Source organism: Lysobacter tyrosinilyticus (genome assembly GCF_054779815.1).
The window spans coordinates 479,287-492,509 of the sequence record NZ_BAAGXN010000004.1; the positions used below are offsets into that span (position 1 = coordinate 479,287).

Annotated in this window: 4 protein-coding genes; all 4 read left to right on the plus strand. The window is 64.5% G+C overall.

The features are described 5' to 3' along the window. Window position 1 precedes the first annotated feature (1 nt). The 4 genes from ACYVGK_RS13075 (at window position 2) to ACYVGK_RS13090 (ending at window position 13,218) form a co-directional block, all read left to right on the plus strand. A complete protein-coding gene (locus tag ACYVGK_RS13075) occupies window positions 2-9,817 on the plus strand; it encodes an amino acid adenylation domain-containing protein (protein ID WP_460734339.1) in 9,816 nt (3,271 codons plus the stop codon). A gap of 181 nt (window positions 9,818-9,998) precedes the next feature. Beyond that, window positions 9,999-10,643 (plus strand): alpha/beta hydrolase family protein, encoded by a 645-nt coding sequence (locus ACYVGK_RS13080; protein WP_460734341.1) that lies wholly within the window; start codon window positions 9,999-10,001, stop codon window positions 10,641-10,643. Further along, window positions 10,640-11,488, plus strand: a complete 849-nt coding sequence (locus tag ACYVGK_RS13085; protein WP_460734343.1) for an alpha/beta hydrolase family protein — start codon at window positions 10,640-10,642, stop codon at window positions 11,486-11,488. Before ACYVGK_RS13080 ends, ACYVGK_RS13085 begins: the two co-directional genes overlap by 4 nt. Next, on the plus strand, window positions 11,452-13,218 hold the full coding sequence (locus ACYVGK_RS13090) for a glucosamine inositolphosphorylceramide transferase family protein (RefSeq protein WP_460734345.1): 1,767 nt from the start codon (window positions 11,452-11,454) through the stop codon (window positions 13,216-13,218). The genes ACYVGK_RS13085 and ACYVGK_RS13090 overlap by 37 nt, the downstream gene beginning before the upstream one ends. Window positions 13,219-13,223 lie beyond the last annotated feature (5 nt).

The following is a 13,223-nucleotide window of genomic DNA, read 5'->3' on the forward strand; positions in this document are numbered from 1 at the left end:
CATGAACGAGCGATTCGACAGTCCTTCACCGTGCGGCCTCGCGTCCGACCAGGCGTGCATCACGCAACAGATCGAAAAGCAGGCGGCCACCCGTCCCGACGCAATTGCAGTCACATGCGATGGCGCCAGCCTGAGTTACCGCGAACTCAACGAGCGCGCCAATCAGGTTGCACACCGCCTCCGTTCGATGGGCGTGGGGCCGGAAGTCCTCGTTGCCATCGGGTTGGAACGCTCGCTCCAGATGGTGGTGGGGCTGCTGGGTATCCTCAAATCCGGTGGCGCCTATCTGCCGATCGATTTGGCGTATCCGCGGGATCGCGTGCAATTCATGTTCGAGGACGCGCGGCCCGGGGCACTGCTCACTTCAACCTCGCAACACGGGACGCTACCTGAGACGGATGTCCCCGCACTCATGCTCGATGACTGGTCTGCATTCGCCAACGAGCCGATGCACGATCCCGAACCTTCGGCGAGGCCAGAGGACCTTGCTTACGTCATCTATACCTCGGGCTCGACGGGCAAGCCGAAGGGCTGCCAGATAACGCATGCCAATGTCGCGCGGCTGTTCACGTCGACCGACCCTTGGTATGGCTTCGGTCCGAGCGACGTCTGGACCTTCTTTCATTCGCACGCTTTCGATTTCTCCGTGTGGGAAATCTGGGGAGCGTTGATCTACGGCGGCCGTGTCGTGGTGGTCCCGTATCTGGTCAGTCGCTCGCCGGAAGCCTTCCATGCATTGCTGGTGCGCGAAGGCGTAACCGTGCTCAACCAGACGCCATCGGCATTCCGCAATCTGATCCATGCCGATCTGGCCGCAGGTAGCGATGCATCGCGCCTCGCGCTGCGGTACGTGATCTTCGGCGGCGAAGCACTCGAATTGCAGATGCTGCGTCCGTGGTTCGAACGCCATGGCGATTCCAAGCCACGGCTGATCAACATGTACGGGATCACTGAAACCACCGTGCATGTCACCTACCGGCCGATAGGCCTGACCGAACTAAACCGCAATGCCGGTAGCGTAATCGGCGAGCCGATTCCGGACCTGCGTCTGTTCGTGCTCGATGCCAACCTGATGCCGGTTAGGACCGGTGAAGAAGGAGAAATCTACGTTGCTGGCGCCGGCGTTTCCCGAGGCTATCTCAACCGCCCGGACCTCACTGCCGAGCGGTTCTTCGAGTGGCGCTCGCCTGACGGCGAAAATGTGCGCCTGTACAAGACGGGCGATCTCTCACGGCGGCTCGACGATGGCGATCTCGAGTACCTCGGCCGTAGCGATCACCAGGTAAAGATCCGCGGCTTCCGCATCGAAACCGGCGAGATCGAGAGCGTCCTGGCGCGGCACGAATCCGTGCGCGCATGCGCGGTGATCGCGCGTGCTGATCGCAGCGACGGCGACGCACGACTGGTTGCCTACGTGGTGCCAACGGGCTCGCCGGCATCGCAAGCCGAGCTGCGTACGCACTTGGCGGCTTCGTTGCCCGATTACATGATCCCCAGCGCCTTCGTTGTGCTCGGCGCATTGCCGCTGACGGAAAACGGCAAGCTTGATCGCAAGGCGTTGCCGGCGCCCGCGCGGCAACGCCCCGAACTGGCTTATGCCTGCGAACCGCCCGTTGGACCGCTGGAAGACCTGCTGTGCGAATCGTTTGCCGAGATACTCGCGATCGAGCCAGTGGGACGGAACGACAACTTCTTCGATCTGGGCGGCGATTCCATGCTGGCTACGCGGCTGCTGCACCGCGTCGCCCAGGCACGTGACCCGTCCAGCGTAATTCCCACCGCATCTTTGTTCCGCAACCCGACGCCTGCCGCACTGGCTGCCTCGCTGGAAGGTAGCGACGACGCGGCCATTGATCTGCAGCGGTTTTCCTCCGCGCGCCAAGCGGGCGGCCAGCCCGTTGCCGAACCCATCGCGATCGTTGCCATGGCCGGGCGCTTCCCGGGTGCCGCCGATGTCGAAGGCTTCTGGAAGAATTTGTGCGATGGCCGCGATTCGATCACGTTCTTCGGGCCCGATGAACTCGATCCTGGCGTCAGCGACCAGGATCGCAATGATCCCGCTTACGTGCCGGCGCGCGGAATCATCGACGGGGTGGAGCAGTTCGACGCCGCGTTCTTCGGCATTGGCCCGAAGGAAGCCGAACTCATGGATCCGCAGCAGCGGATCTTCCTGGAGTTGTGTTGGGAATGCCTCGAACGCGCGGGTCATGTACCCGATACGTCCGGCCCCGTTGGCGTGTTCGCGGGCATGTTCAACGCGAGCTATTTCCAGCGCCATGTGGCTGCGCATCCGGACCTGATCGACCGGGTCGGTGCGTTCCAGGTGATGCTGGACAACGAGAAGGATTTCATCGCCACGCGAGTGGCGCACAAGCTCAACCTCACCGGCCCGGCGATAAGCGTGCATACCGCGTGCTCGACGTCGCTGGTGGCGATCTGCCAGGCGATGGACAGCCTGCAGCTTGGCCAATGCGACATGGCGTTGGCAGGCGGAATCACGGTGACCTGTCCGCCGCGCAGCGGCTACTTCCATCAGGAAGGCGCGATGCTGTCGCCTGACGGCCACACCCGGCCGTTCGATGCCGGCGCCGGCGGCACGGTGTTCTGCGATGGTGCGGCGGTCGTGCTGCTCAAGCGGCTTTCCGACGCGATCGACGATGGCAACCAGGTATTCGCCGTGATACGCGGCGGTGCGATCAACAACGACGGCAGCGTCAAGGCCAGCTTCACAGCGCCCAGCAGTGAAGGGCAGGCTGCGGTGATCGCGATGGCGCATGACCGCGCGCGGGTCGATCCGCGCAGCATCAGTTATGTCGAAACCCATGGCACGGCCACGCCATTGGGCGACCCCATCGAAATCGAGGGCCTGACCCGCGCATTCCGTCGCAGCACGCAGGACGTGGGCTTCTGCCGGGTTGGATCGGTGAAGAGCAATGTCGGCCATCTCGTCATCGCTGCTGGCGCCGCCGGGGTGATCAAGACGGCGCTGGCGCTTACCGAAGGGAGAATTCCCGCGACAGCGCATTTCACGGAGCCCAATCCGGCCATCGACTTCGCCAATTCGCCCTTCGTCGTCAATGCGGCCCTGAGCGAATGGACCTCAACGGACGGGCCGCGGCGCGCCGGTGTGAGTTCGTTTGGTGTCGGCGGCACCAATGCGCATGTCGTTCTGGAAGAGGCGCCTCAGCTGCCCCTATCGGACGCCGCAATCGGACCGCAGCTCTTGGTGCTGTCCGCGCGCACGCCGGCCGCACTTTCGCGCGCAGCGGTACGCCTCGCGGACCATCTGGAGCAGGAACCGCTGACCAACCTGGCCGACGCGGCCTGGACCTTGTCGATGGGTCGCAAGGCGTTCGCGCATCGAACCGCCGTCGTCGCCGATGACCTAGGCAACGCGATCGCGCAGCTGCGCGGTCCCGACCTGGCCAGTACGATCGGGCGGACGCGGCCGGCGCGCCAAAGCGACGTCGTGTTTCTGTTCCCGGGGCAGGGCGCGACCTATCCTGGCATGGGACGCGAACTGTACGAAAGCGAACCGGCCTTCCGCATTGCCTTCGATGATTGCGCTGACGCACTTCGCACGGAGCTCGGCTTCGACCTGAGCGAACGAGTGTTCTCCGATGATCCGGAATCGCTGTTGCAGACCGCGGTCATGCAGCCGGCAACCTTCGCCATCGAATACGCACTGGCCCAATTCTGGATGAGCCATGGCGTCGTGCCGGCGGCAATGATCGGTCACAGTGTCGGCGAATTCGTCGCGGCGACGATCGCCGGGATATTCACGCTCGCGGATGCGCTGCGCCTGGTTGCGCGACGTGGCGCACTGATGCAGGCACAGCCTGCGGGCGGAATGTTGTCGGTACGGATGCCATTGTCCGAGCTCACCGCGCGCCTGCCCGAGGACCTGTCTCTGGCTGCCGAGAATGCGCCAGGCAGTTGCGTCGTTTCAGGCCCGCTCGATGTCATCGCCCGCTTCCAGGAACAGCTTGAAGCCGATGGCATCGCCTGCCGCGCGCTCCGGACTTCGCACGCCTTCCATTCGCAAATGATGGAGCCGGTGGTCGCACCGTTCCGCGCCGAAGCTGCCGCGTTGACACTGTCGGTCCCACGCATTCCGATCGTTTCGACCGCCACCGGCGACTGGCTCGACCCCGCGCAGGCGATGTCGCCAGACTACTGGGCCATGCATCTGCGCCAACCGGTGCAGTTCGCGACCGCTCTGGGTCGCGTGATCGACACGCCTGCGCGCGTGCTGCTCGAGGTCGGTCCACGCAGCACGCTTGCAGCACTCGCGCGGCAGCATCCGGGCATGCAGCAGCATCACCTCAGCGCAATAGCGACACTGGCCGATACCCCGGCAGGGGAGCCCGCGAATCTGCGGCTTGCGGCTGGTCAGCTATGGGTCAAAGGTGTGGCCATCGACCCGGCCATGTTCGATCGCCGTCATGTCCGGGCGCGCATTCGGCTCCCGACGTATCCGTTCGAACGCCAGCGTTACTGGGTGGAGGCGGGCACAGCGCCAGCTTCCAACGTGGTTTCGCATCCCACCCTGGCCGCCTCGCGGGTAGATGTCGAGGCGCCTGCGACCGCAGCGAACAGCGCGACGACACCAGCGACCGTAGATGCATCGCCACTGATGGCACGGTTGAAGGATGTATTCCTGGAGACAGCGGGATTCGATCTCTCCGAAGCCGATGCCGACGCCAACTTCATGGAACTCGGCCTGGACAGCCTGATGCTGACGCAGGTGTCCCTGCAGTTGCAGAAGGCTTTCGGAGTAAAGGTCACTTTCCGTCAACTGATGAGCGAGTGCAGCAGCATCGGGCGTCTCGTGGAAATGCTCGAGGCGGAGGTGCCTGCAGATCGCAGCTCGGCTCAGTCGCGAACGGAAGCAGCAACCATCGACCCGATCAAGGCGCGGACTGAAGTCGCGCCCGGCGCCGATGAAGCCGAAGCCGCGGTCTACAAGTACGACGTGAAGAAAGCCTTCGGCGCGATCGCCCGCATCGACAATAGCGGCGGCACTGTGCTCAGTACTCACCAGCGCAGCCGCCTTGATGCCTACATGCAGAGGTATGTTGCCCGGACACAGAAATCGAAGGCGTACACCGCCGCCAATCGCGCGCATCTCGCCGATCCGCGAGTCGTCAATGGATTCCGTCCGCTGACCAAGGAAGTCACCTACCAGATCGTGGTCGAGCGCTCAAAAGGGGCCCGACTGTGGGATCTGGACGGGAACGAGTACGTGGATGCCACCAATGGCTTCGGCATGAGCCTGTTCGGATGGCAGCCTGATTTCGTTCTGGAAGCGGTGAAGCGCCAGCTTGATAGCGGTTACGAGATTGGTCCGCAGACGCCGTTGGCGGGCGATGTAGCCAGGCTCGTCTGCGAGTTGACCGGGAATGATCGCGCGGCGTTGTGCAATACCGGATCCGAAGCCGTGCTCGGCGCATTGCGCATCGCACGCACCACGACCGGTCGCGAAACCATAGTGTTGTTCACGGGCTCCTACCATGGCATCAACGACGAGGTGATCGTCCGCGGCACCCGTTCGCTGAAATCCGTTCCGGCGGCCCCAGGCATTCTGCGCAATACTTCCGAACATGTTCTGGTGCTCGATTACGGCACGCCGGAATCGATGCGCATCATCCGGGAACGCGCCCGCGAGATCGCCGCTGTGCTGGTGGAACCCGTGCAAAGCCGGCGGCCCGATTTCCAGCCCGCCGAGTTCCTGCGTGAATTGCGCCAGGTGACGAAGGATTCCGGCGCGCTGCTGATCTTCGATGAAGTTGTCACCGGCTTCCGCTCACATCCGGGTGGCGTGCAGGCGCTGTTCGACATCCGGGCCGATTTGAGCACTTACGGCAAGGTCATGGGTGGCGGCTATCCGATCGGCGTGATCGCCGGCAAGCGCGAATACATGGATGCCCTCGATGGCGGCGGTTGGCAGTTCGGCGATGAATCCATGCCGACGGTGGGCGTCACGTATTTCGCCGGTACGTTCGTACGCCATCCATTGGCGATGGCGGCGGCGAAGGCCGTGCTGGAGCACCTGCGACGCGAAGGCCCGCAATTGCAGGAACGGCTGAATGCGAACACGGCCGCGATGTGCGCCGAAATCAACACATTCTGCCGCGCGGCCGGCGCGCCCATCGAAGTACGGCACTTCGCATCGGTCTGGAAGACATTCTTCCTTGAGGATCATCCGCTGCAGGACCTGCTGTTCGGGATGATGCGCAGCCGCGGCGTGCACATTCTCGAGAATTTCCCGTGCTTCCTGACGACCGCGCATGGCGTCGCCGATATCCGGGCGATCGTCAATGCATTCCGGGAGTCGGTTTTGGAACTGCAGGAAGCCGGTTTCCTGCCACAGCCCGCGGTCCCCGAGCAGATGCCGGCCGCCGCGGGACTGGCTGTGGCGACCAAGACAGCGAGTCCCATTGCGCGTCCCGAGGGGGCGCCCGACGTTGAGCCGGTGCCGGCAGTACCGGTGCCTGAGCAAGGTGGAGTCATGAATGCCACGGCAGCCTATCGATCCGAGCCGATGGACTTCGGGCCGTTCGCCGGGCGCGAGCTCGCGCTCTGCGTTCCCACCACGGAGGCGCAGCGAGAAATCTGGCTGGCGGACCAGCTGAGCCAGGAAGCCTCGCTCGCGTTCAACCTGTCGGTGCAATTGCGCTTCACTGGCCCTCTGGATACCAGCGCGCTGCAACGGGCGGTCCAGGAAGTCGTGGATCGCCACGACGCATTGCGCGCCTGCATCAGCCCCGATGGCCAGACGCTGGCGATCCTGCAGCGCTACACGATTCCCATCCCGAAGATCGATATCTCCGCCGGTGATTCTGTGCGGCGCGACCAGGCCGTGGCCGAGCACGTGCGCGCGTCGGTGGAAACCCCGTTCCAGCTCGATTCGCCGATGTTCCGCGCCGCCTTGCTGCGGCTTGGCGCAGAGGAAAACCTGCTGCTGCTCTCGGCGCATCACATCGTGTGCGATGGCTGGTCCTGGTGGGTGCTGGTGCGCGAACTTGGCGTCCTGTACGGAGCGTACAGCGGTGGTGAAGCAGAGCCGCTGCCGATGCCGGCGTCGTTCGCCGACTATGCCTTGGCCGAAGTCGAACAGCAGGACGATCCGTTGCACGAAGCGGACGGCGCCTACTGGGTATCGCGTTTTCCGGACCAGGCTCCGGTACTCGAATTGCCCACCGATCGCGCGCGCCCCGCATTACGAACTTTTGCTTCGGATCGCGAGGACCACGTGCTGGACGAGACGCTGTTTGCCGACCTGCGCAGGCTGGGCGGGCGCCACGGCGTCAGCCTGTTCGCCACGTTGCTCGCGGGCTTCTCGGGCCTGCTTTCACGACTGACCGGACAGACGGACGTGGTCATCGGCATACCGGCTGCCGGCCAGGCCGTGGCCGGTCTCGATGATCTGGTGGGGCATTGCGTCAATGCGTTGCCGTTGCGATACACGGTGGACCCGGCGATGCCTTTCAGCGCGCTGCTCGATGCATCGCAGGGTCTCCTGCTCGATGCGCTCGATCATCAGCGCCACACCTTCGGAGAGCTGCTCAAGAAGCTGCACGTGCGGCGCGACCCCGCGCGGATGCCGCTCGTCAGCGTGCTGTTCAACCTGGATCAGGCGCTGGACCGCCAGAGCTCGGCGTTCCCCGGCCTGGCGATGGAATTCGACAGCAATCAACGCAGCTACGAGGCTTTCGAACTGTTCGTCAACGCGGTACAGACGAGAGGCGAGCTGCGCCTGGAGTGCCAGTACAACAGCGACTTGTTCGACGCGGCGACCGTGCGTCGCTGGTTGCGCGCCTACGAAGCCCTGCTGCGCGTGGCGGTCGAGCGTGAGACCAGTGCGTTTGCGAGCCTGCCGCTGGTCGATGCCGCCGCACGCGTGGAACTGGATGCATTGCAGCCGCGCGCCATGGAGTTCGATCGCCGCCAGCGCATGCATCAGTTCTTCGAGCATCAGTGCGACGCGACGCCGACACGCATCGCACTGCGGGCCGGTGCCGTGGCAATGAGCTATGCCGACCTGGAAGCGCGCGCCAACCGCATCGCGCATGTGCTGCGTGGGCAGGGCGTAAGGCGCGGCAGTCTGGTCGGGCTCGCACTGGATCGCAGCCCCGACATGCTTGCGGCATTGCTGGGCATCCTGAAGGCCGGGGCAGGGTATGTACCGCTGGATCCACAGTTCCCGCGCGAGCGACTCGCCTACATGGCGGCGGATGCGGGCCTCGCGATGCTGGTCACCACCCGCGAGTACGCCCCGTGCTTCGATCTCCGCGGACGCCCCTTATTGCTGGTCGACGAGCACGCGGCCGATCTGGCTGCCGCGTCCACGACACGGCTTGAAGCGAGCGCGGAGGCCGCTCAACCGGAGGATCCGGCGTACGTCATCTACACGTCGGGCTCAACCGGACGGCCGAAGGGCGTGATCGTGCCGCATCGGGCCGTTGCGAATTTCCTTGTCAGCATGCAGCGCGAGCCGGGACTGACTGCGAACGACCGCGTGCTCGCCATCACTACGCTGTCGTTCGATATCGCCGTACTCGAGCTGCTCCTGCCCTTGTCGGTCGGTGCGCAAATCGTGCTGGCGGACAGGGAGACGGTCGGTGATGGCACTGCGTTGCTGGGACTGTTGGAGAACAGTCGCGCGACGGTGATGCAGGGCACGCCTTCGAGCTGGCGCCTGCTGCTGGACGCCGGCTGGAGCGGTTCGCCGGACTTCAAGGCCCTGTGCGGTGGCGAAGCAATGGCCCCAGATCTGGCCGCGTCGCTGCTGACGCGTTGCGGTGCGCTCTGGAATGTCTACGGCCCGACGGAGACCACGGTGTGGTCGACCTGCGCGCGCATCGCCTTGCCGCACGGCAACCAGGCACCGGACGTTCACATCGGTCGGCCGATCGCCAATACCAGCATCTGGGTGCTCGATTCGCACGGCGAGCTGTGTCCCTTCGGCGTGCCGGGAGAAATCTGCATCGGTGGTGCGGGCGTCACCAAGGGCTATCTGAATCGGCCAGAGCTCACCTCGGAGCGCTTCATTGCCGATCGCTTCAGCGCGACTGCATTGCAACCGGGTGGTCCCGCGCTGCTGTATCGCACGGGTGATCGCGGGCGTTGGCGTCCCGATGGCAATCTCGAGCACCAGGGACGTCTCGACCACCAGGTCAAGGTGCGCGGTTATCGCATCGAGCTCGGCGAAATCGAAGCCAATCTCGCTGCACGTGCCGAAGTTGCCCGCGTCCTCGTGATCGTGCGTGAAGACCGCACAAACGACCGGCGCCTGGTGGCCTATCTGGTCGCGCAACCGGGAATAAGCGTCGACGAAAGTGTGTTGCGCACTTATCTGCGCGATCAGTTGCCGGCCTACATGATGCCGCAGCACTTCATCGTGCTCGACGAATTGCCGCTGTTGCCCAATGGAAAGATCGACCGGCATGCATTGCCGGCTCCGATGCGCGAAGAAGCCGGTGTCGTTGCCGCGACCGTGGACGCTGCGACGCTCGATCCGCGCGTGCGCTACCTGTCGGAAGTCTGGTCCGAGCTGCTGGGCCTGCCTGCCGGCCCCGATGACAACTTCTTCGATCTGGGAGGGCACTCCATGCTGGCCGTGCAGATGGCCAGCCGCGTCGAACGTGGCACGGGTCATCGCATCAAACTGATCCGCCTCGGCGCAGAAACGTTGGCGCAGGTAGCCGCGGGACTGCCCGCACCCGCGGAAGAACCCGTCAAGGAACGTGTGGGCGGAAAGCTCAGCAGCGGCCTGCGGCGGCTGTTCGGGTTGGCAGCGGGATCCGGCTCTTGAGCCGCGCGGACGCCATTCGGAGACAGGCGCGATGAGCATTGGAGCGTGGGAACCCATTTGGATCGGATCCTCGACGTGTCCGTTGTATGCAGCACTGCATGGTGCGCCTGGAGCGACCGGCGTTGTCCTGGTGCCGCCGCTGTTGCATGAACTGCCGCGCAGCCGGAGGTTTCTCGCTGAAGTGGCCAACGAATTCGCCACCATGGGTCTGCCGTGCTTGCGCTTCGACTTCCATGGTACCGGCGACTCCAGTGGCGAAGGCGAAGCGCTGGATTTCGCTTCGATGCAACGCGATCTGGATGTCGCGGTGACCGCTTTGCGTGAGAGGACCGGTATCGAGAGGCTCGCCCTGGTGGCCTGGCGCGGCAGCGCGCTCGCCGTGGAGGCGTGGCTGCAACGCGGCGGCAATGCCGAACTCGTCGTGTTGTGGGAGCCCATTGTCGATGGCGCAGGCTGGCTGCAGGAAATGCTGACGGCGGATATCGGCGAACGGGCATCGCGGCCACCGCCGCGGCCAGGTGTTCCACGCATGACCGATCCTTCGGATGGTCAACTGATGGGCTTTCCTGCGTCGCGACGCCTGCGTGAGGATTTGGAGCAATCGCAGCTGCATGGCGGTCAGGCGCGTCGCACTCCGATTTGGGCGGTCGTCCGTTCGGATGCGGGCGCATTGCCCTTGCCGCTGGCGAAAGTCCTTTCCCTGCCTGCCGGTGCGCCGAGCTTCCATGTCGGTGCAGCGATGGACGCCACGTTCTTCCTGACGCCGTCCATGCGCGAGCTCGTCAGCGAACTCGGTCAGGCGATGCGGAAGGAGGCGTTTGCATGAGCGCCGTGCTCGACGCCAATCGTTTGGCGGCCGCAACCGCGGGCAGCGACGTCTTCGTGCGTTTCGGGCCCGACGAGCAGTTGTTGGGGGTGCTCAGCGGTCCGGCGGGTGCAGGTCCCGTGCTGCTGTTGCCGAGTGCCGGGTTGCAGCCGAGGTCCGGTCCGTTCCGATTGCACTGGAATCTGGCGCAGCGCTTGGCAGCTGCCGGCATGCGCAGCTTCCGCTACGACATTCCCGGCGTCGGCGAAGCGCCGCGATTACCCGGGTGCGATGCCACTCAGGCGACCATCGCCGCCATCGACAGACTCGAAGCGATGCATGGCTGCCGCACGTTTGCCATTGGCGGCATCTGCAGCGCGGCCGACATCGGTTGGGATGTCGCCGTCAACGATCGTCGCGTAGTGGCGCTGTTGCTGCTCGATGGCATCTGTTTCCGTGGGCCGTGGTATCGCTATGCACGCCTACTCGGTCTGTTGAAGCGTCTTCCGAAGGAATGGATGCATTTCGCGCGCAAGGCGTCGGGTCGCCTGCGTCGCGGAAATGCGAGTCTGGATTCCAACGCGTTCCGTACCTGGCCAGGTCAGGCGGAGGCTCGCGTGCAATTCGCGCAGATGGTTGCGCGTGACATGCAACTGCTATGGATTTTTAGTGGTGGTTACGAAGACCGCTTCCTGCATCCGCGGCAGTTCCAATGGTCGTTTGGTTCCCCGGCCATCGATCCGCGCGTGACGATGCACCACTGGCCGGATTGCGATCACACCTATTTCGGTAGGGCACAGCGTGAGCGCCTGCTCGCCAGCGTCGTGGAATGGATGGCCGCGCTCCCGGGATGGCAGCGTCCATGACGAATGCGCAGCCGCGGCCGACGCCTCTGTATCCAGCCCCCGATGGGCTGAAGAGGCCGCTGCGGGTGGTGCTGGTGGGGCCGCCGCAGATCCCCGGCTGGGTGCAAGCGTTTGCGGGTCTCGTTTCTGCTTACGACTGGATCGAACTGAGCACCCTTGCGGTGGCCGATGCCGCGCCGCCACGCGTGTCTGGAGTCCGCGCGGACCTGCGCGCCCTGATCGCATTCGAGCAACTGGCGCTCGGTGACAGTTCCAGCTTGAGGCCAGTGCCCTTGCAGGCGAATGCAGGGCAGGGCAGCGACGTGCTGTCCACGCAAGTCGAGGCGCTGCGACCGGACCTGATCATCCTGCTGGGTCCCGCGTCGTGGGCCGGGTCCCTGGCCGCTCTCGCCCCATTGGGTTGCTGGCATCTCGATGCGAGCCTTCTGGACCGGCGGTACGCCGGGCTTTCGCTCATGTCACCGTTGCTGCGCGGGGAGATGGCTACGCAGATGGCGCTGGTGTTGCGCGACGCGGAAGGCCGGCAGAGCGATTTGGCGGCGAGCTGGGGCAGGACTCATTCGACGTCGTTCTTGAAACAACGCGAGGAGGGGTTCCGGAAGCTTCCACCGCTATTGCTGCGCGGTCTGCGACGATTGGCCGCCGGCTACGTTCCTTCGACACCGCATTCGGTCGCGACCCTGCAGCTACAGTCGCAGCCGCCTGTCGGGTTGAGAGCCGTGCCGCATTCGTTGCTGCTGATGGCGCGGGCATCCCTGCGCTGGCTTTCGGGCCGGAAACGCAAACGCCGTATCGGCTGGACACTGGTATTGCGACTGGATAGAACGCCGCTGGATCCGGGGGCGCCTGCGATTGGACCGCACGTCCTGCTGCGTGCGGCCAAAGGATGGTGGGCGGATCCTTTCATCGTCGCGACACGCGGACGCCGGTTCCTGTTTGTCGAGGAAATGGCTGCGCCGGATCTCAACAACGCCAACATCGCCTGCGTGGAGCTCACCCAGGGCGGCGCGGTCCGTCTCGGCATTGCGCTCGACGAGCCTGGCCATTTGTCCTTTCCCCAGGTCTTCGAGTGGGAGGGGCAGTGGTACATGACAGTGGAATCCAGTTACGACCAGCGGATCAGTCTTTATCGGGCGAGCGATTTCCCGATGCGATGGGAGCGCCTGACGGATCTGGTGACCGGGCGGGTTTGCGTCGATCCGACGCTGCACCATCACGAGAACCACTGGTACCTGTTCACCAACGTTTCGGAGAACGGAAGCAGCACCAGCGACGAACTGTTCCTCTTCGTTTCCGAACACCTGGAAGGACCGTTCGTTCCACATCCGGCATCACCCATCGTGTGTGACGCGCGGCGGGCACGAATGGCGGGTCGGCTGTTCCACCATCACGGCCGGCTCATTCGTCCGGCGCAAGACTGCGGCCCGGGCTACGGCAATGCCGTGGTGTTCAACGAAGTGCTGGAACTGGGGCCGACCATTTACCGCGAGCGCCAACTCTCGCGACTTGCGCCCCGCCTCAAGCGCCAGGTGGCCGGATGCCACACCTACAACGTCTACGCAGGCGTTGAGGTCCTGGACGTCCTAGGGCGGCAACCCGGCAGCGCTGCACGGCTACAGGTCTTCGAAGGTGGCGAGAATGTCGATTCTGAACAACGAGGGGAGCTCCCGGATCGGAGCCGCCCCATGACATCCACTGGTCGCGTCGTTCCAGACGCGCGTCCCCGATGATAGTG

Excerpts from the sequence above, each read along its gene's own strand:
- ACYVGK_RS13085 (WP_460734343.1), top strand. The coding sequence starts at position 10,640 with ATGAGCGCCGTGCTCGACGCCAATCGTTTGGCGGCCGCAACCGCGGGC.
- ACYVGK_RS13075 (WP_460734339.1), top strand. The coding sequence starts at position 2 with ATGAACGAGCGATTCGACAGTCCTTCACCGTGCGGCCTCGCGTCCGAC.
- ACYVGK_RS13090 (WP_460734345.1), top strand. The coding sequence starts at position 11,452 with ATGGATGGCCGCGCTCCCGGGATGGCAGCGTCCATGACGAATGCGCAG.